The 25,533-nt window shown below is 61.5% G+C and carries 23 protein-coding genes; 13 read left to right on the top strand and 10 right to left on the bottom strand.

Annotation, left to right across the window (positions count from 1 at the left end):
* Nucleotides 1–171: 171 nt before the first annotated feature.
* The 7 genes from glyA (at nt 172) to fdhA (ending at nt 9,165) form a co-directional block, all read left to right on the top strand.
* Nucleotides 172–1,425, top strand: a complete 1,254-nt coding sequence (gene glyA, locus MHH62_RS22055) for a serine hydroxymethyltransferase (protein WP_017738444.1) — start codon at nt 172–174, stop codon at nt 1,423–1,425.
* 22 nt (nt 1,426–1,447) lie between these two features.
* A complete protein-coding gene (locus tag MHH62_RS22050; RefSeq protein WP_003176546.1) occupies nt 1,448–2,698 on the top strand; it encodes a sarcosine oxidase subunit beta in 1,251 nt (416 codons plus the stop codon).
* Between the two features lie 15 nt (nt 2,699–2,713).
* The gene (locus MHH62_RS22045; RefSeq protein ID WP_003194855.1) at nt 2,714–3,016 is read left to right on the top strand and encodes a sarcosine oxidase subunit delta; all 303 of its coding nucleotides are present in this window, start codon (nt 2,714–2,716) and stop codon (nt 3,014–3,016) included.
* Nucleotides 3,013–6,030: a sarcosine oxidase subunit alpha gene (locus MHH62_RS22040; protein ID WP_198833696.1), complete on the top strand. Its 3,018-nt coding sequence runs from the start codon at nt 3,013–3,015 to the stop codon at nt 6,028–6,030. Before MHH62_RS22045 ends, MHH62_RS22040 begins: the two co-directional genes overlap by 4 nt.
* A gap of 136 nt (nt 6,031–6,166) precedes the next feature.
* Nucleotides 6,167–6,799 carry a sarcosine oxidase subunit gamma family protein gene (gene soxG / locus MHH62_RS22035; RefSeq protein WP_014720232.1) on the top strand — a complete coding sequence of 211 codons (633 nt, stop codon included), beginning with the start codon at nt 6,167–6,169 and terminating at the stop codon, nt 6,797–6,799.
* Between the two features lie 125 nt (nt 6,800–6,924).
* Entirely contained in the window at nt 6,925–7,782 is an 858-nt protein-coding gene (gene purU, locus MHH62_RS22030; RefSeq protein WP_014720231.1) for a formyltetrahydrofolate deformylase, read from the top strand.
* A 183-nt stretch (nt 7,783–7,965) separates the two neighbouring features.
* Nucleotides 7,966–9,165 (top strand): formaldehyde dehydrogenase, glutathione-independent, encoded by a 1,200-nt coding sequence (gene fdhA, locus MHH62_RS22025; protein ID WP_339231902.1) that lies wholly within the window; start codon nt 7,966–7,968, stop codon nt 9,163–9,165.
* A 195-nt stretch (nt 9,166–9,360) separates the two neighbouring features.
* On the opposite strand, the gene MHH62_RS22020 is transcribed toward fdhA, so the two are convergent.
* Complete coding sequence (locus MHH62_RS22020; RefSeq protein WP_019817428.1) at nt 9,361–9,819, bottom strand: anti-sigma factor; 459 nt, start codon at nt 9,817–9,819, stop codon at nt 9,361–9,363.
* A gap of 136 nt (nt 9,820–9,955) precedes the next feature.
* Here MHH62_RS22020 and MHH62_RS22015 point away from each other — a divergent pair, with 136 nt between their 5' ends.
* Together MHH62_RS22015 and MHH62_RS22010 are read left to right on the top strand one after the other, a co-directional pair.
* Nucleotides 9,956–10,528 carry a DUF2780 domain-containing protein gene (locus MHH62_RS22015; protein WP_020302147.1) on the top strand — a complete coding sequence of 191 codons (573 nt, stop codon included), beginning with the start codon at nt 9,956–9,958 and terminating at the stop codon, nt 10,526–10,528.
* Nucleotides 10,529–10,701: 173 nt separating this feature from the next.
* Nucleotides 10,702–10,980, top strand: coding sequence for a hypothetical protein (locus tag MHH62_RS22010; RefSeq protein ID WP_133633502.1), 279 nt, complete (start codon nt 10,702–10,704; stop codon nt 10,978–10,980).
* 33 nt (nt 10,981–11,013) lie between these two features.
* On the opposite strand, the gene MHH62_RS22005 is transcribed toward MHH62_RS22010, so the two are convergent.
* A complete protein-coding gene (locus tag MHH62_RS22005; protein WP_020302148.1) occupies nt 11,014–11,910 on the bottom strand; it encodes an acyltransferase in 897 nt (298 codons plus the stop codon).
* Nucleotides 11,911–12,081: 171 nt separating this feature from the next.
* Between MHH62_RS22005 and MHH62_RS22000 the strand changes: the two genes are divergently transcribed.
* From MHH62_RS22000 to creD, 4 genes are read left to right on the top strand one after another with little or no spacing between them, the layout of a single operon-like run.
* Entirely contained in the window at nt 12,082–12,582 is a 501-nt protein-coding gene (locus tag MHH62_RS22000; protein ID WP_038451777.1) for an ATP-dependent zinc protease, read from the top strand.
* Between the two features lie 8 nt (nt 12,583–12,590).
* Complete coding sequence (creB, locus tag MHH62_RS21995; protein WP_019817425.1) at nt 12,591–13,259, top strand: two-component system response regulator CreB; 669 nt, start codon at nt 12,591–12,593, stop codon at nt 13,257–13,259.
* Complete coding sequence (gene creC / locus MHH62_RS21990) at nt 13,259–14,698, top strand: two-component system sensor histidine kinase CreC (RefSeq protein ID WP_019817424.1); 1,440 nt, start codon at nt 13,259–13,261, stop codon at nt 14,696–14,698. Before creB ends, creC begins: the two co-directional genes overlap by 1 nt.
* Before the next feature lie 51 nt (nt 14,699–14,749).
* Entirely contained in the window at nt 14,750–16,099 is a 1,350-nt protein-coding gene (creD, locus tag MHH62_RS21985) for a cell envelope integrity protein CreD (RefSeq protein ID WP_014720223.1), read from the top strand.
* 207 nt (nt 16,100–16,306) lie between these two features.
* On the opposite strand, the gene MHH62_RS21980 is transcribed toward creD, so the two are convergent.
* From MHH62_RS21980 to MHH62_RS21945, 8 genes are all read right to left on the bottom strand, one after another.
* Entirely contained in the window at nt 16,307–16,936 is a 630-nt protein-coding gene (locus tag MHH62_RS21980) for a glutathione S-transferase (protein WP_339231897.1), read from the bottom strand.
* Nucleotides 16,937–17,097: 161 nt separating this feature from the next.
* A complete protein-coding gene (locus tag MHH62_RS21975; protein ID WP_014720221.1) occupies nt 17,098–17,280 on the bottom strand; it encodes a hypothetical protein in 183 nt (60 codons plus the stop codon).
* A complete protein-coding gene (locus MHH62_RS21970) occupies nt 17,277–18,380 on the bottom strand; it encodes a PepSY domain-containing protein (RefSeq protein ID WP_020302152.1) in 1,104 nt (367 codons plus the stop codon). The genes MHH62_RS21975 and MHH62_RS21970 overlap by 4 nt, the downstream gene beginning before the upstream one ends.
* Before the next feature lie 62 nt (nt 18,381–18,442).
* A complete protein-coding gene (locus tag MHH62_RS21965; protein WP_339231894.1) occupies nt 18,443–20,872 on the bottom strand; it encodes a TonB-dependent siderophore receptor in 2,430 nt (809 codons plus the stop codon).
* Between the two features lie 207 nt (nt 20,873–21,079).
* On the bottom strand, nt 21,080–22,048 hold the full coding sequence (locus MHH62_RS21960) for a FecR family protein (RefSeq protein ID WP_072435419.1): 969 nt from the start codon (nt 22,046–22,048) through the stop codon (nt 21,080–21,082).
* Nucleotides 22,045–22,563, bottom strand: a complete 519-nt coding sequence (locus MHH62_RS21955) for an RNA polymerase sigma factor (protein WP_019817419.1) — start codon at nt 22,561–22,563, stop codon at nt 22,045–22,047. Before MHH62_RS21955 ends, MHH62_RS21960 begins: the two co-directional genes overlap by 4 nt.
* A 154-nt stretch (nt 22,564–22,717) precedes the next feature.
* Complete coding sequence (locus MHH62_RS21950; protein WP_014720216.1) at nt 22,718–23,425, bottom strand: 3'-5' exonuclease; 708 nt, start codon at nt 23,423–23,425, stop codon at nt 22,718–22,720.
* Nucleotides 23,422–25,344 (bottom strand): putative nucleotidyltransferase substrate binding domain-containing protein, encoded by a 1,923-nt coding sequence (locus tag MHH62_RS21945; RefSeq protein WP_032902344.1) that lies wholly within the window; start codon nt 25,342–25,344, stop codon nt 23,422–23,424. The genes MHH62_RS21950 and MHH62_RS21945 overlap by 4 nt, the downstream gene beginning before the upstream one ends.
* Nucleotides 25,345–25,533: the final 189 nt, after the last annotated feature.

Here is a 25,533-nt window from a genome sequence, read left to right as displayed (position 1 = left end):
CCATCGCAGGCAAGCCAGCTCCCACACAAGCGTTTGCACATTCTTCAGTCCATGTCGTAAACGCACCTTTGCGTGGCGTGCGCAGGCATTTGGCCCGCACGCGCCAGCCCTACCATCGCATCAAAGGGTCCTGCGAGGGCCTCAACAATACGAAAGGCTGGGAGAGACGCGATGTTCAGCAAACAAGACCAGATCCAGGGATATGACGACGCACTGCTGGCGGCGATGAATGCCGAGGAGCAGCGCCAGGAAGATCATATCGAGCTGATCGCGTCGGAGAACTACACCAGCAAGCGCGTGATGGAAGCTCAAGGCAGTGGCCTTACCAACAAATACGCCGAAGGCTACCCGGGCAAGCGCTACTACGGCGGCTGCGAACATGTGGACAAGGTCGAAGCCCTGGCCATCGAACGCGCCAAGCAGCTGTTCGGCGCCGATTACGCCAACGTGCAACCGCACTCCGGTTCCTCCGCCAACAGCGCCGTGTACCTGGCGCTGATCAATGCCGGCGACACCATCCTGGGCATGAGCCTGGCCCACGGCGGTCACCTGACCCACGGCGCCAAAGTGTCGTCCTCGGGCAAGCTGTACAACGCGGTGCAATACGGCATCAATACCGACACGGGCCTGATCGACTACGACGAAGTCGAGCGCCTGGCGGTCGAGCACAAGCCGAAGATGGTCGTGGCAGGGTTCTCGGCCTACTCCAAGACCCTGGATTTCCCACGCTTCCGTCAGATCGCCGACAAGGTAGGCGCGCTGCTGTTCGTCGACATGGCCCACGTTGCCGGCCTGGTTGCCGCTGGCCTGTACCCGAACCCGCTGCCTTACGCCGACGTGGTCACCACCACCACCCACAAAACCCTGCGCGGTCCACGGGGCGGCCTGATCCTGGCCAAGGCCAACGAAGAAATCGAAAAGAAACTCAACGCTGCGGTATTCCCCGGCGCCCAGGGCGGCCCGCTGATGCACGTGATCGCCGGCAAGGCCGTGTGCTTCAAGGAAGCGCTCGAGCCCGGCTTCAAGGCGTACCAGCAGCAAGTGATCGATAACGCTCAGGCCATGGCCGAAGTGTTCATCAAGCGTGGCTACGATGTGGTCTCCGGCGGCACCGACAACCACCTGTTCCTGGTCAGCCTGATCCGCCAAGGCCTCACCGGCAAAGAGGCGGATGCCGCTCTGGGTCGCGCCCACATCACCGTCAACAAAAACGCGGTGCCGAATGACCCGCAGTCGCCGTTCGTGACCTCGGGCCTGCGCATCGGCACCCCGGCGGTGACCACCCGTGGCTTCAAAGTGCCGCAATGCATCGAGCTGGCCGGCTGGATCTGCGACATCCTCGACAACCTCGGCGACGCCGATGTCGAGGCCAACGTGGCCAAGCACGTGTCTGCCCTGTGCGCTGATTTCCCGGTTTATCGCTGAGCGCGGTTTTGGAGTAATGACTATGCAACGCTACTCAGGCTTCGGCCTCTTCAAGCACTCCCTCAGCCATCACGAAAACTGGCAGAAGATGTGGCGCACGCCGACCCCTAAAAAGGTCTACGACGTGGTCATCGTCGGCGGCGGCGGGCATGGTCTGGCGACCGCTTACTACCTGGCCAAGGAACACGGCATCACCAACGTGGCGGTGGTCGAGAAAGGCTGGCTGGGCGGCGGTAACACCGCGCGCAACACCACCATCGTGCGTTCCAACTACCTGTGGGACGAGTCGGCGCACCTGTACGAACACGCCATGAAACTCTGGGAAGGTTTGTCCCAGGACCTGAACTACAACGTGATGTTCTCCCAGCGTGGCGTGTACAACCTGTGCCACACCCTGCAGGACATCCGTGATTCCGAGCGCCGCGTGAGTGCCAACCGCCTCAACGGTGTGGACGGCGAGCTGCTGAATGCCCAGCAAGTGGCCGACGAGATTCCGTACCTGGATTGCTCGAAGAACACCCGCTACCCGGTGCTCGGCGCCACCGTGCAACGTCGCGGCGGCGTGGCCCGTCACGATGCCGTGGCCTGGGGCTTTGCCCGTGCTGCCGATGCCTTGGGCGTGGACCTGATCCAGCAGACCGAAGTGATCGGGTTCCGCAAGGAAAACGGCGTGTGCATCGGCGTGGAAACCAACAAGGGCTTTATCGGCGCCAAGCGTGTCGGTGTGGTGACTGCCGGTAATTCCGGGCACATGGCTTCGCTGGCGGGCTTCCGCCTGCCGATCGAATCCCACCCGCTGCAAGCCCTGGTGTCGGAGCCGATCAAGCCGATTATCGACAGCGTGATCATGTCCAACGCCGTGCACGGTTACATCAGCCAATCCGACAAGGGCGACCTGGTGATCGGCGCCGGTATCGACGGCTACAACGGTTACGGCCAGCGCGGTTCGTACCCGGTGATCGAGCACACCATCCAGGCCATCGTCGAGATGTTCCCGGTGCTGTCACGGGTGCGCATGAACCGCCAGTGGGGCGGCATCGTCGACACCACGCCGGATGCCTGCCCGATCATCTCCAAGACCCCGGTACCGAACATGTTCTTCAACTGCGGTTGGGGTACGGGCGGCTTCAAGGCCACCCCAGGCTCAGGCAACGTGTTTGCCGCCAGCCTGGCCAAGGGTGAAATGCACCCACTGGCCGCACCTTTTTCCATCGACCGTTTCCACAACGGTGCGTTGATCGACGAACACGGCGCTGCGGCCGTCGCCCACTAACAGGAGAAATTCCCTATGTTGCATATCTTCTGTCCTCACTGTGGCGAACTGCGCTCCGAAGAGGAATTCCACGCGTCCGGCCAAGCGCACATCCCGCGCCCGCTAGACCCGAATGCCTGCACCGACGAGCAGTGGGGCGACTACATGTTCTTTCGCGATAACCCGCGCGGCCTGCACCACGAACTGTGGATCCATGCCGCCGGTTGCCGCCAGTATTTCAACGCCACCCGCGACACTGTGACCTACGAAATTCTTGAAACCTACAAGATCGGTGAGAAGCCTCAGTTCACCGCCAAGGCCTCTGGAGAGAAGGTATGAGCCAGATCAATCGCCTGTCCAACGGTGGCCGCATCGACCGTAATAAAGTCCTGACGTTTACGTTCAACGGTCAGAGCTACAAGGGCTTTGAAGGCGACACCCTGGCTGCCGCCCTGCTGGCCAACGGTGTCGACATCATTGGCCGCAGCTTCAAATATTCGCGCCCACGGGGCATCTTTGCCGCGGGCGCCGAAGAGCCGAACGCGGTGCTGCAGATCGGCGCCACCGAAGCCACGCAGATCCCCAACGTGCGCGCCACCCAACAGGCGCTGTACCAGGGCTTGGTTGCTACCAGCACCAACGGCTGGCCGAGCGTGAACAACGACATGATGGGGATTCTCGGCAAGGTCGGCGGCAAGCTGATGCCGCCGGGTTTCTACTACAAAACCTTCATGTACCCGCAATCGTTCTGGATGACCTACGAGAAGTACATCCGCAAGGCGGCGGGCCTTGGCCGCTCGCCCACCGAGAACGACCCGGACACCTACGACAACTTCAACCGTCATTGCGACGTGCTGGTCGTGGGCGCAGGCCCTGCGGGCCTTGCGGCTGCGCTGGCCGCTGCGCGCAGCGGTGCTCGGGTGATCATCGCCGACGAGCAGGAAGAGTTCGGTGGTTCGCTGCTCGATTCCCGCGAAAGCCTCGACGGCAAGCCCGCCACTGAATGGGTTGCCGGCGTCATTGCCGAATTGAAAGCCCTGCCGGACGTGGTGCTGCTGCCCCGCGCCACCGTCAACGGTTACCACGACCACAACTTTCTGACCATTCACGAGCGTCTGACCGACCACCTGGGAGACCGTGCGCCGATTGGCGTGGTGCGTCAGCGTATTCACCGCGTACGCGCCAAGCGTGTGGTGCTGGCCACCGGTGCGTGCGAGCGTCCGCTGGTGTACGGCAACAACGATGTGCCGGGCAATATGCTCGCGGGTGCGGTGTCTACCTACGTGCGTCGCTACGGCGTGGCACCGGGTAAAAAGCTGCTGCTGTCGACCAACAACGATCATGCCTACCGCGTTGCGCTGGATTGGTTCGATGCGGGCCTCACCGTTGTCGCGGTGGCCGATGCGCGCCACAACCCACGCGGGGCACTGGTTGAAGAAGCTCGCGCCAAAGGCATTCGCATCCTCACCGGCAGCGCCGTGATCGAGGCCCGTGGCAGTAAGCACGTGACCGGTGCCCGCGTGGCAGCCATCGACGTCAAGGCGCATAAAGTCACCAGCCCCGGCGAGTGGCTGGACTGCGACCTGGTCGCCAGCTCCGGCGGTTACAGCCCGGTGGTGCACCTGGCCTCGCACTTGGGCGGCAAACCGACCTGGCGTGAAGATATCCTCGGGTTTGTACCGGGCGAAGCACCGCAAAAACGCGTGTGCGTGGGCGGCATCAACGGTGTCTACGGCCTTGGCGATTCCCTCGCCGATGGCTTTGAAGGCGGCGTGCGTGCGGCCAGCGAAGCCGGTTTTGCCCCGGTTGAAGGCACGCTGCCAAAAGCCTTGAGCCGTCTGGAAGAACCGACCCTGGCGCTGTTCCAGGTGCCCCACGAAAAAGCCACTGCACGGGCGCCGAAGCAATTTGTCGACCTTCAGAATGACGTCACCGCGGCCGCCATCGAACTCGCGACCCGCGAAGGTTTCGAGTCGGTGGAACACGTCAAACGCTACACCGCGCTGGGCTTCGGCACCGACCAGGGCAAGCTGGGTAACGTCAACGGCCTAGCCATCGCGGCCCGTTCGTTGAACGTGACTATCCCGCAGATGGGCACCACCATGTTCCGCCCCAACTACACGCCGGTGACGTTCGGCGCCGTAGCGGGCCGTCACTGTGGGCATATCTTCGAGCCGGTGCGCTACACCGCCCTGCAAGCCTGGCACGTGAAGAACGGCGCCGAGTTTGAGGACGTCGGCCAGTGGAAACGCCCATGGTATTTCCCGCGCAACGGTGAAGACCTGCACGCCGCGGTGAAGCGCGAATGCCTGGCCGTGCGTGCCAGTGTCGGCCTGCTGGACGCGTCCACCCTCGGCAAGATTGACATTCAGGGCCCGGATGCCCGCGAGTTCCTCAACCGTATCTACACCAACGCCTGGACCAAGCTCGACGTGGGCAAGGCGCGCTACGGCCTGATGTGCAAGGAAGACGGCATGGTCTTCGACGACGGCGTCACTGCCTGTCTGGCCGACAACCACTTCCTGATGACCACCACCACCGGCGGCGCCGCCCGCGTGCTGCAGTGGCTGGAAATCTACCAGCAGACCGAATGGCCGGACCTCAAGGTGTACTTCACCTCGGTCACCGACCATTGGGCAACCATGACCCTGTCGGGCCCCAACAGCCGCAAGCTGCTCAGTGAAGTCACCGACATCGACCTGGACAAGGACGGCTTCCCGTTCATGACCTGGAAGGAAGGCCTTGTGGGTGGCGTGCCGGCACGGGTGTTCCGTATCTCGTTTACCGGTGAGTTGTCGTATGAGGTCAACGTGCAGGCCGACTACGCCATGGGCGTGCTGGAAAAAATCGTCGAGGCCGGCAAACAGTACAACCTGACCCCGTACGGCACCGAGACCATGCACGTACTGCGCGCCGAGAAGGGCTTCATCATCGTCGGGCAAGACACCGACGGCTCGATGACCCCGGACGACCTGAACATGGGCTGGTGCGTTGGCCGGACCAAGCCGTTCTCGTGGATCGGCTGGCGCGGGATGAACCGTGAAGACTGCGTGCGTGAAGAGCGCAAGCAGTTGGTGGGGCTCAAGCCGATCGACCCGAACGTGTGGCTGCCGGAAGGCGCGCAGTTGGTGTTCGATCCGAAGCAGACGATTCCGATGAAGATGGTGGGTCACGTTACCTCAAGTTATGCGCATAACTCCCTGGGCTATTCGTTTGCCATGGGTGTGGTGAAGGGCGGCTTGAAGCGCATCGGTGAGCGAGTGTTCTCGCCGCAAGCGGATGGCAGCGTGATCGAAGCCGAGATTGTGTCTTCGGTGTTCTTTGACCCCAAAGGTGATCGGCAGAACGTCTGACACCTGATCGTTCCCACGCTCTGCGTGGGAATGCATTCCGGGGCGCTCTGCGCCCCAAGGGCGGACGCAGAGCGTCCATGGCGGCATTCCCACGCAGAGCGTGGGAACGATCAACAGAATTCAGAACAGGTGCTTTATGACAGCAGCCAATGTTTACCAACAACGCCCCACCACCGGCGCCAAGGCCGAGTCGTCGCTGCACCATGCCGACCTCGCCAGCCTGGTCGGCAAGGGCCGCAAGAATGCCGGCGTGACCGTGCGTGAAAAGAAACTCCTCGGCCACCTGACTATCCGTGGCGATGGCCACGACGCCGCCTTCGCCGCTGGCGTACACAAGGCCGTCGGCATTGAACTGCCCGGCCCGTTGAGTGTGGTCTTCAAAGGTGAAACCAGCCTTCAGTGGCTCGGCCCGGACGAGTGGCTGTTGATCGTGCCGAGCGGTGAAGAATTCGCCGCCGAACAGAACCTGCGTGCCGCCCTGGGCGACCTGCATATTCAGATCGTCAACGTCAGCGGCGGCCAGCAGATTCTTGAACTGAGCGGCCCTAACGTGCGCGATGTGCTGATGAAGTCCACCAGCTACGACGTACACCCCAACAACTTTCCGGTTGGCAAAGCCGTGGGTACGGTGTTCGCCAAGTCGCAACTGGTGATCCGTCATACGGCTGAAGACACCTGGGAACTGCTGATCCGCCGCAGCTTCTCGGATTACTGGTGGTTGTGGTTGCAGGATGCCTCGGCTGAGTTCGGCCTGAGCGTTGTCGCATGATGATCATTCCCACGCTCCGCGTGGGAATGCATACCGGGACGCCCCGCGTCCCAAAAGCGGACGCAGAGCGTCCATGGCGGCATTCCCACGCAAAGCGTGGGAACGATCAGCCTGAGGAGTGACCCATGAGCCGCGCACCCGATACATGGATTTTGACCGCCGACTGCCCAAGCGTGCTCGGCACGGTGGACGCGGTCACCCGCTACCTGTTCGAGCAGGGCTGTTACGTCACCGAGCACCATTCGTTCGATGACCGCCTTTCTGGCCGGTTTTTCATTCGTGTGGAGTTCCGCCAGCCCGACGGTTTCGACGAGCAAGCCTTTCGCGCAGGTCTGGCGACCCGTGGTGAAGCGTTTGGCATGATCTTCGAACTGACGGCGCCGAACTACCGGCCCAAAGTGGTGATCATGGTCTCCAAGGCCGATCACTGCCTGAACGACCTGCTGTATCGCCAGCGCATCGGCCAATTGTCGATGGACGTGGTCGCGGTGGTGTCCAACCACCCTGATCTCAAACCGTTGGCCGACTGGCACCAGATTCCCTACTACCATTTCCCACTGGACCCCAACGATAAACCGTCCCAGGAACGTCAGGTGTGGCAGGTGATTGAAGACACCGGCGCCGAATTGGTGATCCTTGCGCGCTACATGCAAGTGCTGTCACCAGAGCTGTGCCGCAAGCTGGACGGCAAGGCCATCAACATTCACCACTCGTTGCTGCCGGGCTTCAAGGGCGCCAAGCCCTATCACCAGGCGTACAACAAGGGCGTGAAATTGGTGGGCGCCACGGCGCATTACATCAACAACGATCTGGATGAAGGGCCGATCATCGCCCAAGGCGTGGAGGTGGTGGATCACAGCCACTATCCCGAAGATTTGATTGCCAAGGGGCGGGATATCGAAGGGCTCACATTGGCGCGGGCGGTGGGGTATCACATCGAGCGGCGGGTGTTCCTGAATGCCAATCGCACCGTCGTTCTCTAGATCGCTGTCGCAGGCAAGCCAGCTCCCACATTCCTGGATGTGTGAACCCGATCCACGGTGGGAGCTGGCTTGCCTGCGATGAGGCCCTTACAAGCAACACAAGAAACAGCATCTGTACCCGAGCACTTAACGCGCTGCCCCAAGGGCAACGCAGTTCCATAAAAACAACAGCGAGGTGAAAGCATGTCTGGTAATCGTGGTGTCGTGTATCTCGGCAACGGCAAGGTCGAAGTACAGAAAATCGACTATCCCAAAATGCAGGACCCGCGCGGCAGGAAGATTGAGCACAGCGTCATCCTGCGCGTGGTCTCCACCAACATCTGCGGCTCCGACCAACACATGGTGCGCGGCCGCACCACGGCCCAGACCGGCCTGGTGCTGGGGCATGAAATCACCGGTGAAGTGATCGAGAAGGGCAGCGACGTAGAGAACCTGAAAATCGGTGACCTGGTCTCCGTGCCGTTCAACGTTGCTTGCGGGCGCTGCCGCTCGTGCAAGGAACAACACACCGGCGTGTGCCTGACCGTCAACCCGGCCCGTGCCGGTGGTGCCTATGGCTACGTCGACATGGGCGACTGGACCGGTGGCCAGGCCGAGTACGTGCTGGTGCCGTACGCCGACTTCAACCTGCTGAAACTGCCGGATCGCGACAAGGCCATGGAGAAAATCCGTGACCTGACCTGCCTCTCCGACATCCTGCCCACCGGCTACCACGGCGCTGTTACTGCCGGCGTCGGCCCAGGCAGCACTGTCTATATCGCCGGTGCCGGCCCGGTGGGTCTGGCGGCTGCCGCCTCCGCTCGCTTGCTGGGTGCAGCGGTGGTGATCATCGGCGACGTCAACTCGATCCGTCTGGCCCACGCCAAGGCCCAGGGTTTTGAAGTGGTCGACCTGTCCACTGACACCCCGCTGCACGAACAGATCGCCGCGTTGCTCGGCGAGCCGGAGGTGGACTGCGCCGTTGACTGCGTGGGCTTTGAAGCACGCGGCCACGGCCACGACGGCGTCAAGGCCGAAGCCCCTGCCACGGTGCTCAACTCGCTGATGGGCGTGGTGCGCGTGGCGGGCAAGATCGGTATCCCAGGTCTGTACGTGACTGAAGATCCAGGTGCGGTCGATGCCGCCGCGAAAATGGGCAGCCTGAGCATCCGCTTTGGTCTGGGCTGGGCCAAATCCCACAGCTTCCATACCGGGCAGACGCCCGTGATGAAGTACAACCGTCAACTGATGCAGGCGATCATGTGGGACCGTATCAACATCGCCGAAATCGTCGGTGTGCAGGTGATCAGCCTGGATGATGCGCCACGCGGGTATGGCGAGTTCGATGCGGGTGTGCCGAAGAAGTTTGTGATTGATCCGCACAAGTTGTTCAGCGCTGCATAAGCATTGGCCAAATGAAAAGGGCGACCCATGGGTCGCCCTTATTCGTTGCCTGGAGCCAATTTTCAACGCACTGATGAGCCAATGTGGGAGCGGACTTGCCCGCGATAGCGGCTAATCAGTCGACATCTATGTCGCTGACCCACCGCAATCGCGGGCAAGCCCGCTCCCACAGTTTGAAACGAGTGTGCGGCCCGATCAGCGAGTGGCCAATGCACCCTGGTAGACGGTCGGGCCTGTTGGCTGCTTGCTCACCGAACCACCCTTGGTTTCCGAGCTCACCATCAATTCCACCGGCTTGCTGATGGTTTCCTGTTGGCGTGGGTTCAGGCCGATGATGCCTTTGCCATCCTCCGGCAACAGTCCAAGGGACACCGGTGTGCCGTCTTTGGGAATCGCCCAGAGTTCAAGGCTCTGGTCCGGTGCTGGTGCCGTGGAGGCAATCGGTTCTACTTCCAGGTAGTCCTTGTGGGCCATGATCTGTGCGGCCGGCTGTTGGGTCGTGGTCACCAATGTCGCCGCGGATTTGACGCTGTCCTGGGTGTAGAGCGCGCCGCCGATACCGGCAACCACCACCACGCAGGCGCCGATGAACAGGCGAGGGCGGCTCCAGAACGCAGGCTTGTGCTCAATCACTGGGGGTTGGATCGCAGTCATAAGTCTCTTCTCGACAAATTCTATAGTCAGTTCATGGACCCGCTTATCCTCGATGGGTTCCTGAGGGGCTCCGGAACAACCGACGGGTTACCCAGTCCAACGCCTGCTTTTACCCCTATACCCAGAGGTTGTTTCGATGAAGATTTCACGCGGTTTTGCCCTGTCCTGCCTGTTGACCGTGGCCGCTGGCCCGGTGTTCGCAGCAGGTTTCAGCCTTGGCGATGCAGCCAACGCCATTTCCGGCATGCAGGGTGGCAACAACAAGGCCGCTGCCGCCGCGCCTACGTCGGAGACGGCCGACCTGCTGACGGCCTTGACCTCGCAACTGAACATCACCCCCGAGCAAGCGGTGGGCGGCACGGGCGCCATGCTGGGCCTGGCCAAGAACAAACTCAGCGGCAACGACTTCTCGCAGTTGAGCAGCACTGTGCCGGGTCTCGACAAGTTGTCAGGTAATAACGCATTGGGCAGCCTCGGTGCCCTGAGCGGGATGCTCGGCCAAACCGGCGGCAGCAAGACCAGCGGCCTGGACGGCCTATTGGGCAATGTGAAAAGCACCAATGACTTGAACACCGCCTTCAGCGCCTTGGGCATGGACAGCGGCATGATCGGCCAGTTTGCCCCGGTAATCCTGAAATACCTCGGCGGCGAGGGCGCCAGCAGCTCCGTATTGGGCAAATTGGCTCAAGCCTGGGGAACCGGTAGCTAGTTACCTGCGCAAAGGTCGTTTTTATAACGAGCAAGACTGAAATGTCATACCGGTAAATATCACAAGGTTGTAGGGAACCGTAAGAAGCAAGACACCACAATAAAGGTACCTTCCAAGGTCTCGTTTACGACGACCTTGGGAGGTTTCATTAATGACCTATGAGTGGTGGCGTTTTGAATATCAACGGGACACAAACTCCAGACATCAAAAACTATTTCAGTCCGCCTCCTCTTTCACGCAGTGGCGCTGATGATCAAGCGTTGCGCTCGCGCCTGGAAGAGATGGGGATTCACTCTGACAGCTACACAGCATCGGCGAGTCGCTTCAAAAAAAATGTCGAAGATCTGTCGCCTGGGCTTCGTTCTATTGTGCTGGGTGGAATTGATAATGCTTGGTCAGCGACAGCTCTGTTCAACGGCCTTGCCCGAAAGCACGCTTTCCGCTGTCTATAGTCAGGTTTCGTAGCATCTTGCGGGGCCAGGCGGTCATCGTTGCTCCCCACTGTTTTCCAGCAGTTCGTGAATTCGACGGTCCTTTTCCCTCCAGAGCTGGTTGACCCAGTTCTGGAGGGTCTGGCGAAACGCCGGATCGTTCTCGTAATCCCCTTGCCACAACGCCGGGTCCAGCTCGCGGGTGCGGATATCCACGATCACCTTCGGCACCGCGCCGCTGATCAGGTCCCAGAACCCTGGAATCTTTTGTTGTGGGTAGGCCACGGTCACGTCGAGTACCGCGTCCAGCTGTTCACCCATTGCTGCCAGCACAAACGCCACGCCGCCTGCCTTGGGCTTGAGTAGTCGAGTAAAGGGTGAACTTTGCTGCGCACGCTTGGCCTCGCTGAACCGCGTGCCTTCCAGGTAATTGACCACCGTCACCGGCTGACGCTTGAACAGCTCGCAGGCCTCTTTGGTGATTTTCAGATCCTGCCCCGCCAGCTCCGGGTGCTTGGCCAGGAATGCCTTGGTGTAGCGCTTCATGAAGGGGTAATCCAGCGCCCACCAGGCCAGGCCGAGGAAGGGCACCCAGATCAGTTCTTTTTTCAGGAAGAACTTGAAGAACGGCGTGCGCCGGTTCAGCGCCTGGATCAGCGCCGGGATATCCACCCAGGATTGATGGTTGCTGATGACGAGGTAGGAGGTGTCCCTGCGCAGGTCCTCACCGCCGCGAATATCCCATTGGGTTGGAATGCACAGCGAGAAGATCAGCTTGTCGATCTCGGCCCAGGTCTCGGCGATCCACATCACCGCCCAGGACGCATAGTCACGCGAGCGGCCCGGCGCCACCAGCTTGAGCAGGGCGAAGACCATCAAGGGGCCGATCAGGATCAGCGTGTTGAGTAACAGCAGCAGTGTAACCAGACAGCCGGTGAGCAGGCGGCGCATAAGCAACTCTTGGAATTCTGTGGGCGGGCCATGATAAGCAAGGTGAGTCTAGAGGCCAAATCGCAAAATGCCGCACGAATGTTTCACACTGTGCGCGATATGCTCGCTCAGCCAACTAAGTGCCGTGTTTGCGGTCTAGACTCCGCCCACTTCTTTCGAGGAAATCCTGCCGTGAAATTACTCCTTGCTGCGTTCGCTCTGGTTGCCGTCCCTGTCATGGCGGCCGAGCCCACGCTCTACGGTCGCTACGAATACATCCAGTTGCCGGAGATCGGCGAAACCTTCAAGGCCAAGATGGACACCGGCGCGCTGACCGCCTCGCTGTCGGCCCGCGACATCGAAACCTTCACCCGTGATGGCGACGACTGGGTGCGCTTCCGCCTCGGCGGCAAGGACGCTGGCAACAAGGTCTACGAGCACAAGGTATCGCGCATCAGCAAGATCAAGAGCCGCGCCGACGAAGACGATGACAAGGACGAAGCCAGCGTGGCCAAGCGCCCGGTGATCGATCTGGAGATGTGCCTGGGCGACGTCAAGCGCACCGTCGAGGTCAACCTCACCGACCGCAGCAGCTTCAACTACCCGCTGCTGATCGGCGCCAAGGCCTTGCGTGAATTTGGCGCTGCGGTAAACCCGGCACGTCGCTACACTGCGGACAAACCGGACTGCTGATTGAACCCATGCCGCACATCCTGATTGTCGAAGACGAAGCGGCGATAGCCGACACGCTGATCTTTGCCCTGCAAGGCGAGGGCTTCACCACCACTTGGCTGACGCTCGGCCAGGCGGCGCTGGAGCATCAGCGCCAGACCCCGGCTGACCTGATCATCCTCGACATCGGCCTGCCGGACATCACCGGCTTTGAAACCTGCAAGCAATTGCGCCGCTTCAGTGAAGTGCCGGTGATGTTCCTCAGTGCGCGGGATGCCGAGATCGACCGGGTGGTGGGGTTGGAGATCGGTGCCGACGATTATGTGGTCAAGCCTTTCAGCCCGCGGGAAGTGGCGGCGCGGGTCAGGGCGATTCTCAAGCGGGTCGGCCCGGGTGTGGCGCCAACCCTGTTCCAAGTGGATCTGGAACGCATGCAGATTCTCTATCGCGGCCAACCCTTGAGCCTCACGCGGCATGAGTTCCGCCTGCTGCAAAGTCTGCTGGACCAACCCGAGCGCGTGTTCAGCCGCGAACAACTGCTGGATGCGGTGGGCGTACCCTTTGATGCCGGTTATGAGCGCAATATCGATAGCCATATCAAGAGCCTGCGCAGCAAGCTCAGGAGTGTGGCGGCGGATGCCGAGCCGATCCAGACCCATCGCGGCCTCGGCTACAGCTACAGCCCGAGCCACAGCTGATGCGCCTTGGGCTGCGGATTTTCCTGGTGTATGCGCTGTTTATCGGCCTGACCGGCTACTTCGTGCTCAACACCGTGATGAAGGAAATCCGCCCCGGCGTGCGCCAGTCCACCGAAGAAACATTGGTGGACACCGCCAACCTGCTGGCTGAAATCCTGCGTGCAGACGTTAAAAACGGCACCCTCGGCCAGAGCCATTGGCCCGAATTGCTCAAGGCTTATGGCAGTCGCCAGCCGGGAGCGACGATCTGGGGCCTGCCGAAAAACCAGGTCAACCATCGCATCTACGTGACCGACGCCACAGGCAGGGTATTGCTCGACTCCAGCGGTGAAGCAGTCGGCCAGGACTATTCGAAATGGAACGACGTGTACCTGACCCTGCGCGGCGAATACGGTGCGCGCTCCACCCGCAGCGACGCAGACGACCCCACCTCATCGGTGATGCACGTGGGGGCGCCGATTCGTGACAACGGGCAGATCATCGGCGTGGTCACCGTAGCCAAGCCCAACAGCTCGTTGCAACCCTACGTGGATCGCACCGAGCGGCGCCTGCTGTGGTACGGCGCCGGGCTGGTCACCCTCGGGCTGCTGCTGGGCGCGCTATTGTCGTGGTGGCTGACGGCGGCCCTCAGACGCCTTACCGCCTATGCCGAAGCCGTGAGCGAGGGCCGCCGCGCCGAGTTGCCGCATTATCGCGGCGGCGAGCTCAAGCAGTTATCCAGCGCCGTGGAACACATGCGCACGCAGCTGGAAGGCAAGGCTTACGTAGAGCGCTACGTGCATACGCTGACCCATGAATTGAAGAGCCCGCTGGCGGCGATTCGGGGTGCGGCGGAGCTGTTGCAGGGCGACATGAGCCGTGAGCAGCAGCAGCGGTTTGTCGGCAATATCGACAGCGAAAGTGCGCGCCTGCAACAGCTGATCGAGCGCCTGTTGAACCTGGCCCAGGTGGAACAGCGCCAAGGTCTGGAAGAGCAGTCGAGCATTTCTTTGGCAGCCCTGGTTGAGGATGTGTTGAAGGCTCAATGTGCGCGGGTCGAAGGCGCCGGCTTGCACGTCGAGCAGGCCATCGCCGCCGATGTGCGGGTATTTGGCGAACCTTTCCTGCTGCGCCAGGCCCTGGGCAACCTGCTCGACAACGCTCTGGATTTCACCCCACCCGGCGGCACGCTGAGGTTCAGCGCGCTGGTGCGGCATCACGAGGTGCAGGTCAGCCTGTTCAACCAGGCGCAGGCGATTCCCGACTACGCCTTGCCGCGCCTGAGCGAGCGTTTCTACTCGCTGCCGCGCCCGGCCAGCGGGCGCAAAAGTACGGGCCTGGGGCTCAACTTTGTCGAGGAGGTGATGAAGCTGCACGGCGGCTCGTTGCAGATCGGCAACGTACCGGGCGGCGTGCAAGCGGTGCTGCATCTCCACACAGTCTCCACATTGCCCACATAAATCCCCCATACCGACTGGGCAGACTCTCCCCATCAAAACAGGGAGAGACCCATGAACCGCAACCTGCTTTTCAAATTGGGCGCGATTGCGCTGCTGATCCTGCTGTTGCTGATTCCATTGTTGATGATCAACGGCATCATCAGCGACCGTCAGCAACTGCGCGACGGCGTACTGATGGACATTGCCCGCAGCTCAAGCTTTGCCCAGCGCCTCACCGGGCCGGTGATGGTGGTGCCGTTTCGCAAGACGGTGCGCGAGTGGAAGCTCAATGAGAAGCTCAACAAGCGCTACGAAGAAACCCGTGAAGAACGCGGCCGTCTGTATTTCCTGCCGGACCGTTTTGAGCTCGACGGCAAAGTGCAAACCGAACTGCGTGCGCGGGGCATTTACCAGGCGCGGCTGTTCCATGCCGACAACCGTATCAGCGGGCGTTTCGAGTTGCCGGCGCAGTTGGGGATCACCGAAGACTTTGCCGACTACCGCTTTGAGCCGGCGTTTCTGGCGGTGGGGATCAGCGATATTCGTGGTATTGAAAACGCGTTGAAGCTGGAACTGGGCGATCAGCGCCTGGAGTTCTCGCCGGGTTCGCAAGTGGACTGGCTGGGTGAGGGCGTGCATGTGACGTTGCCTGCGCAAGACGGCAAGAAAGCGGCCGTGCTGGACTTCGCCTTCGACCTGCGCCTGCAAGGTACCGAACAACTGCAAGTGGTGCCCGTGGGCAAGACCAGCCAGGTATCACTGGCGTCCAACTGGCCGCACCCGAGTTTTATCGGCAACTTCCTGCCGGCTCAGCGTGAAGTTACCGACCAAGGCTTCAGCGCCAACTGGCAGACGTCCTTCTTCTCCACCAACCTGGAACAAGCCCTGCAGAACTGCCTGGACGGGCAGGGTTGTGACGACTTCAACAACCGCAGCTTCGGGGTGAATTTCATCGACCCGGTAGACCAATACCTCAAGAGCGACCGGGCGATCAAATACGCGCTGTTGTTTATCGCGCTGACCTTCGCTGGTTTCTTTCTGTTCGAAGTGCTCAAGAGTCTGGCGGTGCACCCGATTCAGTACGCCTTGGTGGGCGTGGCGCTGGCGTTCTTCTATCTGTTGCTGTTGTCGTTGTCCGAGCATCTGGGCTTTGCCCTGGCCTATCTGATATCGGCCAGCGCCTGTGTGGTGTTGATCGGCTTCTACGTGTGCCATGTGCTGCGCAGCGTCGCCCACGGCCTGGGGTTTTCGGCAGGGTTGGCGGCGTTGTATGGCTTGCTGTACGGCTTGCTCAGTGCCGAGGATTACGCACTGTTGATGGGCTCGCTGCTGCTGTTTGGCCTGCTGGGTACGGTGATGGTGCTGACGCGCAAACTGGATTGGTATGGGGTGGGCAAGCGTAAGGTGGGGGAAGTGCAATGATCGGGCTGCGCGAAGATCAGCGGATGAAAGCGAGGATGGTCAACTTCCTCAATCACACCGCCTCTCACTGTAGGAGCGAGCTTGTGGTGGCGAGCAAGCTTGCTTGCGCTGGGGTGCGAAGCGCCCCTGATAAAGCCGGCTCCAGCTGCGCTGTCGAGCGGGAGCAAGCTCCCTCGCCACAACAAGCTCGCTCCTACAGGGGGCTGGTCAAACCGGGGGTTGGGTCTGCTGAATCGAAGCCCGCTGGCTGACTTCGGCGTACCAGGCGGCGAGCTTGGGAGTGTCCGAGCGCCACTGAATATCCGGGTGGCGAAAGTCGATATAGCCCAGGGCACAGGCCACGCTGATGGCGGCGACGTCGAAGTAGCTGGCCAGTTCAGCAATGGCGTCCCGCTCCAGCTCGGCGAGGGCGCGGCGGATCTTGTTGCGCTGTTCATCCAGCCAGGGAGCCCAGTGTTTTTCTGGCGGGCGCATGGCGGTCTCGTAACGTACCAGCACGGCGGCATCCATGATGCCGTCAGCCATCGAGGCCAGGGTCAGGCGCCGCCAGCGGGCCGAGCCGTCGCGGGGGATCAGCGGGTTGCCGACATGCTGGTGGTCGAGGTAATCGAGAATCACCCGGCTGTCGTGCAATACCGAGCCGTCGGCCAGGCGCAGGGCCGGGATCTTGCCCACGGGGTTGCCTTGCAGCACTTCGGCATCCGGGTTGACCGGAGTGGGCAGGCACGCGTGCAGGGCCACACGATCCTGCTGGCCGGTCTCGATCAGTAGCACGCGCACTTTACGCACGAAGGGCGAAGCGGGGTTGTGGAACAAGGTCATGCTGGGGGCGGACATGGGCATTCCTCGAGGTGAAGTGTGGCTAGCCTAGAGGGTTGTGCGGTGCCTGGCGAGGGGCCGCGTTGTTTTTGCGGGCCTCATCGCAGGCAAGCCAGCTCCCACATTGGACTGTGTTCACAGGTCAAAATGTGGGAGCTGGCCTGCCTGCGATAGCGACCTCAGGCGCGCCGCTTAACCAACCCCCATACCCCCATCATTGCCGGTATCCCGAGCCCGATCCAACTCAACGAATCCCACCACCCATCGCCCAGCAACGCCGCAAACAACCCGGCAGCACTGAGCAGGCCGATCCCCAGCGGTATGGCAAAGACCTTCCAGACATTCGACTGCCGCGGCTTCATACCTTGGCCGCCTTGCGCCGTACGATCCATAAGTAAATGCCGCTCACCAGCACGATGATGGTCAACACATCCAGCACCGCCCACAGGACCTTCATTGGCATGCCGCCGTAATCACCGAAATGCAGGGGTTGGGACATGCCCATGGCGTCCATGTACCAAGGCCGTTCGGCGATGGCGGTGACGGCCAGGGTGCTGGCGTCGATCAGCACCGGGGTCAGCAAATGGGAGGTCAGGTGGGTGCTGCCCTTCATGAACACGGCGTAGTGATGTTCGCTGGAAAAACGCGTGCCGGGGAAGGCGATAAAGTCTGGCTCCATACCCGGAGCGGCCTTGGCGGCAATGCTCAACAACTCGGTGGCGGGCGCGCGTTGGGTCAGCGGCGGGGCGTTCTTGTAAGGTTCGATCATGGCGCTGAGGCTGTCCTGGCGCCAGGCGGCGATGATCAGGTCGGCGCAGGCGCTGATCACGCCGGTTACCCCCACCACCAACGCCCAGGTCAAAGTGACCACGCCGATCAGGTTGTGCAGGTCGAGCCAGCGCAGGCGAGTGGACTTGTCCTGGCGCACCGTGGCGAACTTCAAGCGACGCATGAACGGCAGGTACAACACCGTGCCCGAGATAATCGCCAGCACAAACAGAAGGCCCATGAACGCCAGCAACAACTTGCCCGGCAACCCGGCAAACATATCCACATGCAGGCGCAGCAGGAACAGGGTCAGCCCGCCATTGGCTGCGGGGGTTTCCACTGCTTGGCCAGTGCGGGCGTCGAGCATGAAGGTGTGCGACGAGTTCGGCTCAGTGCCGGCTGTGGCCGCCATGATCGCGATCACACCGTTCTTGTCGTCTTCGTCCCAGGCAAGGTACTGCATGGCCTCGCCGGGGCGATGGGCCTGGGCTTTAGCCACAAGCTGCTCAAGGTTGAGCCGGGGCGTATCGGCAGGCATCTGCGCCAGTTCGGGTTCATTGCCCAGCAGGTGGTCGATCTCGTGGTGAAACACCAACGGCAGGCCGGTGAGGGCGAGCAGCAGCAGGAATACGGTGCAGATCAGGCTGGTCCAGGTGTGGATGAAGGACCAGCGGCGGATGGTTTTGCTTTTCATTGTCTAGCCTTCAGATGCACCAAAGCCGCCCTGTTGGGCGGCCTGGTGGTTAGCTCAGCTGATTACCACTGGTAGGTGGCGCTGGCGACTACGCTGCGTTGGTCGCCGAAGTAGCAATAGGAGCCATCGCAGGTGGAAATGTAGTCTTTGTTGAACAGGTTGGTCGCGTTCACTTTCACCGACGCGCCCTTGAGGCTGTTGTCCAGGCGGCCGAGGTCATAGTGCAGCGCGCCGTCGAAGACGGTGTAGGCGTTGGCCTTGCCGGCCCAGGTATTGGCCTGGTCGCCGTAGGTGTTGCCGGTGTAGCGGGCGCCGAAGCCGATACCGAAACCGTCGAGCGCGCCGGTGTGCCAGGTGTAGTCGGTCCACAAGGACGCTTGTTGGTTAGGCATCAGTTGCAGGCGGTTGCCTTTGAACTCGCCTTTTTGCACTTCGGATTTGGCCAACGTGTAGGCAGCGATCACTTTGAGGTTTTCGGTCACGTCAGATACGGCTTCCAGCTCCAGGCCTTTGACTTTCACTACGCCGGTCTGGTCGGTGACAGAAACACCACCGGACTGGAAGCTGCTGACCAGAACGTTCTTCTGGGTCAGGTCATACAGCGCGGCACTGAGTAGCGTGTTCGAACCCGGCGGTTGGTACTTGATCCCCAATTCCCACTGCTTGCCTTCGGTGGGCTTATAGGATTCTGTAGGAGAGGCGCTGGCGTTGCTCGCCGGCTGGAAAGATTCGGCGTAGGAGATATACGGTACGAAGCCCGAGTCGAACACATAGCTCAGTGCCGCGTTACCGCTGAAATTCTTGCTGCGGTCAGTATTGGTCGCGTCGTTTTTGTTGAGGTACGTAGTGCCTTGGTGCACCCAGTCTTCACGGCCACCCAGGGTCAAGCGCCAGTTATCAAGAGCCATCTGGTCTTGGACGTAGAGGCCGGTCTGGACGGTTTTCTGATTGTAGTCGTAGAAAGCGCCGGAGCGTGCGGGGCGTTCAACTGGCGTGGTGTTGACCGGGTTGAAGATGTTGACTCGTCCGGCCTGTCCGTAAATCGACAGGTACGAGGTATCGGTACGCTGGTGGTCAAGCCCGAGTAGAAGGGTGTGGGTGACGTCGCCGGTGGAGAAGTCGGCCTGAAAGTTGTTATCTACCGCCAATTGTCCGATGTTCTCGTCCACGTTGGTCGAAGAACGGTCCATATTGCCTTCGGCGTCGACCGGTGCCCAGGCAAAGGCGCCCACGGTCAATTGTTGGAACGACAATTCTGATTTGGTGTAACGCAGATTCTGTTTGAACTGCCAGGTATCGTTGAAGCGGTGCTCGAATGCGTAGCCGAGTGCGTAATAGGTACGGTCGTAGAACTCGTAGTCCGGATCGCCCAGGTTTTTATGATGCGAAACGTCACCCAGTGGCGACTTGATCTTGGTGCCGACTATCGGCAGGAACTGGCTGGTCGCCCCGGTATCGTCGCGGGTGAACTGCGACAGCAAGGTCAACTTGGTATCGGTGTCGATATTCCAGGTCAAGCTCGGTGCGATGTTGTACCGCTTGTTGTCGATGTGATCGACCTGGGTACCGGCATCGCGCACCACGCCGCCAACGCTGTAGAGAAACTGGCCCTCATCATCGATCTTGCCAGTGCTTTCGAAATTGATCTGGCGATAGTTGTCACTGCCGTATTGCATCTGGATGGCGTGGCGCGATTCAGCGCTGGGGCGGCGGCTGACCATATCCAGCAGGCCGCCCGGAGGGGTCTGGCCATAGACTGACGAGGCCGGACCGCGCAGCAGGGCGAGGCGGTCGAGGTTCCAGGTTTCGGCTTTCGGGTTGGCGTACACGCCACGGGGCAGTGGCAGGCCATCGAGGAATTGCGTCGGCTCGAAGCCGCGTACGCGCATCCAGTCGTAACGGGTGTCGCTGCCGTAGCTGGCAGACACGATACCGGGCATGTATTTGACCGCATCGTCGAGGTTCTGCACGTTACGGTCCTGCATTTGCTCGCGGGTGGCTACCGAGATCGAGCGTGGTGCCTCGACCAGCGCAGTATCGGTTTTGGTGCCGGCGGCGGTGCGCTTTGCAACATATCCCTCCACCGGCCCCCAAGCGCTTTCATAGCTGCCTTGGCCGGTGATGTTGGTGGTCGGCAAGGCAACGACGCCCTCCGGGACCGGCATCAGGGTGTAAGTGCCCGCACTGCTCTGCTCCAACTGCAACCCCGTCCCCCGCAAGGCTTCCCGCAACGCGCCCTGCGCATCGAACTGGCCTTTGACCGGTGCCGAGGTCTTGCCGGCGGCGAGTGCGGGGTTGAGGGTCAGCGCCAGGCCGGCCTGGCTGGCGATCTGGTTCAGGGTGGTGGCCAGGGGCGCAGCGGGCAGGTTATAGGCGCGCACGCTGGAGGCTTGTTCGGCGGCGATCAGCGGGGTGCTGGCGAGCGGGGCGCTGAGGGCGATCGCCATGGCTAACAGGCTGGGGCGCAACAAGGTGTCTAGCGTGCGGGACATAAGGGCGGCTCCTGAATGGAAATATTTCTCAATTGCCTAGGTGCCGAGCGAGAATCGAAAAGTGATAGGGGGGAGTGAAAATATTTTTCGCAGGTGTGCTTGAGGGCCTCATCGCAGGCAAGCCAGCTCCCACAGTTGAAGGTGTTCGCAATTCGAAATGTGGGAGCTGGCTTGCCTGCGATAGCAATCGCCCAGGCGCTGCAGAACCTAAGGCTTACCCTTGACGGTCACCCACCACGGCGTGTGCTGCTCAATCTGCACCGGCAAGGTCGGCAACAGCGCATTCAATGCCAACGTGGTGTCATGCAGCGGGAAACTGCCGGTGATGCGCAGGTCGGCCACGTTGTTATCCACCCCCAGGTAGCCGGTGCGATAGCGCGCCAACTCCTCGATCACATCCCCCAGCCGAGCGTTGTCCACTACCAGCATGCCGCGCGTCCAGGCATCGGTGGCCGGGGTGACGGCCAGCAACGGGCCAAGGCCGTCGCTGCGCATCAGCACCTGCTGGCCCGCCTTGAACACCTGTTCGTGGTGCAACGCCTCGGGCTGGGCGGCCACGGCTGACTGCAACACACTCAGGCGCGTAGCGTCGTCTTCGCGCTTGACGATAAACCGAGTACCCAGCGCCCGCAGGCTGCCGTCGCGGGTTTGCACGTAGAAAGGGCGTGAATCATCGTGGCCGGTTTCGACGAGAATTTCGCCTGCCTGCAACACGATCAAGCGGCGTGTTTCGTCGAAGCGCACATCAATGGCGCTGTGGGTGTTGAGGTTGATCCGCGTGCCATCCGCCAGCTTCAGCGTGCGCTGTTCACCGGTGGCGGTGCGCTGGTCGGCCAGCCAATAGTGAATAGGCACGTAACGCTCACCGGCAAACAGCGCCAGGCCGCACACCAGCACGATACTGGCCAGGCCCCGGCCCAGTTTGCGCACGCGCTGGCGAATGCCGTGGCGCGACTGCAGCAGCGCCGCCCGAGCCGGGCCCGAGGCCACGCTGAAACGCTGGTCGAGCATGCCCAACTGGCGCCAGGCGCGAGCGTGTTCCTCATCACTGGCCAGCCACTTGCTGAACTCTTCCTGTTCCACCGCGCTGCCGTCGCCCGAGTCGAGGGACAGCTGCCAGGCAATCGCGGCATCCAGCACGCGCGACGACACCGGTTTGGAGCCGATCGCGGTCACGACGGCTCGCCATACAGTGCGATGTAGCACTGGCGAATGCCCTGGGCCAGGTATTGGCGCACGCGGGGCACCGACACGCCCAGGCGCTGGGCGATTTCGGCATGGCCCAGGCCGTCGAGGCGGTTATAGAGGAACGCGGCGCGGGCCTTGCTCGACAGTTTGCCGAGCAGGCGGTCGATGGCCTTGAGGTCTTCGAGGATCAGTTGCTGGGCTTCCGGCGAAGGCTGTTCGCTTTCCGGGATCAGCATCAATTCGGTGAGGTAGGCCTGTTCCAGGGCCGCACGTCGGAAATAGTCGAACAGCAAACCCTTGGCGATGGCCACCAGGAACGCCCGCGGTTCGCGGGGCTCGCGCAACTCGTCACGGCCCAGCAGGCGCATGAAGGTGTCCTGGCTCAGGTCTTCGGCGCGGCTTGGGCACCCCACGTTGCGTCGCAGCCAAGCCAACAGCCAGCCACGGTGGTCGCGATACAACGCACCAACAAGCTCACTGCGTGGGGTCTGGACCGACGACAAGGCATCACCGAATAAACAAGAGGTTTAAACTAACGAGAATTATTCGCGATTGTCGCAGAGGCGTGGGGTGGGCGCAATTGGCGTCTGTCGGGTGATCGTTCCCACGCTCGGCGTGGGAATGCATCCCGCGATGCTCCGCGTCGGGCGCGAAGCGTTAAAGGGAAGGGGACTGTTTGCGCCGTTTCCATTGGGCCAAACGCTCTTGCAGCGTCTGGGGCGTGTCTATCTGTTGCTGCCGCGCACGGCTGAACAGGATCAGCATCAGCTCTGCCGTCGCCAGTGCATCGGCGCTGGCATGGTGGCGTTCGCCAGCCTGTAGCCTGAAGTGGTTGAGCCAATCATCCAGCCCGGCCTCGCGGATATGCGCCTCAGGGCACAACAGCGGAGCCAGGTCTGCCACATCCAGGAATGGATGGGCCAGGCGATACCCCAGGCTGTCCTTGAGCGCCCGGCACAGCATGTGTTGATCAAACGGCGCATGAAAAGCCAGCAGAGGGCTGTCGCCCACGAACGCCATGAAATCCAGCAACGCCTCGGCCGGGTCGCTGCCGGCGGCAATTGCACTGGGCCCCAGCCCGTGGATCAGCACACTGGGGCTGAGCTTGGTGTCGGTGCGCTGCAGGGTACGTTCGAACAGTTGGGAGAAATCCACCGCACCGTCTTCGATGACCACGGCGCCGATGGACAGCACCTGGTCGCGGTGAAGGTTCAGGCCGCTGGTTTCCAGGTCCACCACTACCCAGCGCTGGCTGCGCAATGGGCCGTTGCCCAGTTCGGCGGGCTTGGGTAAATGCTCCAGGCGCTGCTGTTGCGCAGCGTTGAGCCCGGGCTTTTTCGCGCGCAGCCAGCCAAACAAACTCATAGCTGATACCGCAAGCTCAGGCTGCTTTGCAGGCGTTGGGCCTGGCGCAGGGACTCACGCAGGATGCGCCGGTCCAGGTGGTTGAGGCTGTCGGGGTCGACGCGGTTGGAATAGGGCAGGTTCTCGCGGGTCTGCAATTGGTGCTGCTGCATGCGGGTCTGCTGGATAAAGTGGTAGGCCTCTTCATAGGCGGCGCCATCCAGGGGTTCGATCACGGCCTTGTCCACCAACTGGCGCAGGCGTTCCAGGGTGTTGTTGGCGTGGATGCCATTGGCCAGGGCCAACAGGCGCGCGCCATCTACAAAAGGCGTAAGGCCCTGCACCTTGAGGTCGAGGGTGGCCTTTTCGCCATTTTTGCGGGTCAGCACGAACTCGCGAAAACGCCCTACCGGCGGGCGTCGCAATAGTGCATTTTCGGCCAGCATCCGTTGGAACAAGCGGTTATCCGCCACCTGATCGAGAATGCCCTGGCGCAGTTGCTCGCAACCGCGCTCTTCGCCCCACACCACGCGCAAGTCAAAATAGATGCTTGAGCCCAGCAGGTTTTCCGGCGTCGCCTCACGAATGAACGCGCCGAAGCGCCGCGCCCACTCCACGCGGGACAAGCACAGCTCGGGGTTGCCGGCCATGATATTGCCCTTGCACAGGCTGAAGCCGCACAGCGCCAGGCTTTGGTTGATGTGCTGCGCCAGCGGTAGCAAGCGCTCACGCCTTTCGGCGGCTTCGACGGCGTCCTTGGCCTCGAACAGGATGCCGTTGTCCTGGTCGGTGTACAGCGTTTGTTCGCGGCGGCCTTCACTGCCAAAACACAGCCAACTGAAGGGCACGCCGGGGTCGCCTTTTTCCGCGAGGGTCAGCTCGATCACCCGGCACACGGTGTGGTCGTTGAGCAGCGTAATGATGTGGGTGATCTGGGTGGATGAGGCGCCATGGGCGAGCATGCGCTCCACCAACTGGCCGATTTCACCGCGAATCGCCACCAGGTTTTCCACCCGGGGCGCGTTGCGGATGGTGCGGGCCAGGTGCACCAGGTCCACACGCTGCAAGGAAAACAAGTCACGCTCGGAGACCACGCCACACAGGCGCTGGTCTTGCACCAGGCACACATGGGCGATATGCCGCTCGGTCATGGCGATGGCTGCGTCGAAAGCGCTGTGCTCCGGGCTCAAGTAAAACGGCGCCTGGGTCATGTGCCCGGCAATGCTCTGGCTGAAGTCGCTGGTGCCATCGGCGACCACCTGGCGCAGATCGCGCAGGGTGAAGATGCCCAGGGGCGCTTTGTGTTCGTTGACGATCACAATGCTGCCGACTTGCTGTTCGTGCATCAAGGTCACCGCTTCGCGCAACGCTGTGTGCGGGCTGCAGGTGACCGGGTGGCGCATGGCCAATTCACCCAGGCGGGTATTCAAGGAATATTGGGTGCCGAGGGTTTCCACGGCTTTTTGCTGTACCTGCTGGTTGACCTGGTCGAGCAGGCTGCTGACCCCGCGCAAGGCGAAATCACGAAACGGGCTGGACAGGGCGAACAGCTTGATAAAGGCCGGTTTGTTCAATTGCAGGCAAAAGGTGTCTTCAGCGGCTTTGTGTTCTGTACGGGTCGCGCGCTCACCCAGCAAGGCGGCGAGGGGGAAGCATTCGCCGGTGGCGATTTCAAAGGTGGTGTCTGCCGAGTCTGGCCGCTCACCCACGACCCGCCCCTGCTTGACGATATAAAAGTGCTCGACCGGGCCGCCCGACGGTTTGAGGATGCTGTCGCCGGGGCCGTAGAAACGCAGTTGGCACTGTTCCACCAGGAAGGCCAGGTGCGCCTGTTCCATCTGGTTGAACGGCGGGAAGCGTTGCAGGAATTGCAGGGTGCCGTGGATGTTCTGCAACACCGCGGTTTTACCCGCCTGTGCGAATGCATCAGCTTTACTCATAACAGTGACCGCAGTGTTTTTGTCGTTATCGTGCTGCATGGTCGACTCCTGCGCAGTGGGTGCCCATTGGACGTAAGTCTAGGTCGAGGAATACCGCGCAAAACTAGGGAAAAACCTTACATGACAATCGTCCAAAACCCGTAGAAAGCCCACTAGGCAAACTTTCCGACGAAGTGCACATTGTTCGCC

The organism is Pseudomonas sp. FSL L8-0168, assembly GCF_037976155.1.
Classification (GTDB): Bacteria; Pseudomonadota; Gammaproteobacteria; order Pseudomonadales; family Pseudomonadaceae; genus Aquipseudomonas; species Aquipseudomonas paracarnis.
This window is presented reverse-complemented; position numbering and strand designations above follow the sequence as displayed.

What these genes read in the sequence shown, in the direction of transcription:
- fdhA (WP_339231902.1), top strand. Translation starts at nt 7,966, where the DNA reads ATGTCTGGTAATCGTGGTGTCGTGTATCTCGGCAACGGCAAGGTCGAA.
- MHH62_RS21975 (WP_014720221.1), bottom strand. Translation starts at nt 17,280, where the DNA reads ATGAAGCCGCGGCAGTCGAATGTCTGGAAGGTCTTTGCCATACCGCTG.
- MHH62_RS22050 (WP_003176546.1), top strand. Translation starts at nt 1,448, where the DNA reads ATGCAACGCTACTCAGGCTTCGGCCTCTTCAAGCACTCCCTCAGCCAT.
- MHH62_RS22005 (WP_020302148.1), bottom strand. Translation starts at nt 11,910, where the DNA reads ATGCGCCGCCTGCTCACCGGCTGTCTGGTTACACTGCTGCTGTTACTC.
- MHH62_RS21950 (WP_014720216.1), bottom strand. Translation starts at nt 23,425, where the DNA reads ATGAGTTTGTTTGGCTGGCTGCGCGCGAAAAAGCCCGGGCTCAACGCT.
- purU (WP_014720231.1), top strand. Translation starts at nt 6,925, where the DNA reads ATGAGCCGCGCACCCGATACATGGATTTTGACCGCCGACTGCCCAAGC.
- creD (WP_014720223.1), top strand. Translation starts at nt 14,750, where the DNA reads ATGAACCGCAACCTGCTTTTCAAATTGGGCGCGATTGCGCTGCTGATC.
- MHH62_RS21945 (WP_032902344.1), bottom strand. Translation starts at nt 25,344, where the DNA reads ATGAGTAAAGCTGATGCATTCGCACAGGCGGGTAAAACCGCGGTGTTG.
- MHH62_RS21970 (WP_020302152.1), bottom strand. Translation starts at nt 18,380, where the DNA reads ATGAAAAGCAAAACCATCCGCCGCTGGTCCTTCATCCACACCTGGACC.
- MHH62_RS22020 (WP_019817428.1), bottom strand. Translation starts at nt 9,819, where the DNA reads ATGACTGCGATCCAACCCCCAGTGATTGAGCACAAGCCTGCGTTCTGG.
- MHH62_RS22015 (WP_020302147.1), top strand. Translation starts at nt 9,956, where the DNA reads ATGAAGATTTCACGCGGTTTTGCCCTGTCCTGCCTGTTGACCGTGGCC.
- MHH62_RS21980 (WP_339231897.1), bottom strand. Translation starts at nt 16,936, where the DNA reads ATGTCCGCCCCCAGCATGACCTTGTTCCACAACCCCGCTTCGCCCTTC.
- soxG (WP_014720232.1), top strand. Translation starts at nt 6,167, where the DNA reads ATGACAGCAGCCAATGTTTACCAACAACGCCCCACCACCGGCGCCAAG.
- creB (WP_019817425.1), top strand. Translation starts at nt 12,591, where the DNA reads ATGCCGCACATCCTGATTGTCGAAGACGAAGCGGCGATAGCCGACACG.
- glyA (WP_017738444.1), top strand. Translation starts at nt 172, where the DNA reads ATGTTCAGCAAACAAGACCAGATCCAGGGATATGACGACGCACTGCTG.
- MHH62_RS22040 (WP_198833696.1), top strand. Translation starts at nt 3,013, where the DNA reads ATGAGCCAGATCAATCGCCTGTCCAACGGTGGCCGCATCGACCGTAAT.
- MHH62_RS21965 (WP_339231894.1), bottom strand. Translation starts at nt 20,872, where the DNA reads ATGTCCCGCACGCTAGACACCTTGTTGCGCCCCAGCCTGTTAGCCATG.
- creC (WP_019817424.1), top strand. Translation starts at nt 13,259, where the DNA reads ATGCGCCTTGGGCTGCGGATTTTCCTGGTGTATGCGCTGTTTATCGGC.
- MHH62_RS22045 (WP_003194855.1), top strand. Translation starts at nt 2,714, where the DNA reads ATGTTGCATATCTTCTGTCCTCACTGTGGCGAACTGCGCTCCGAAGAG.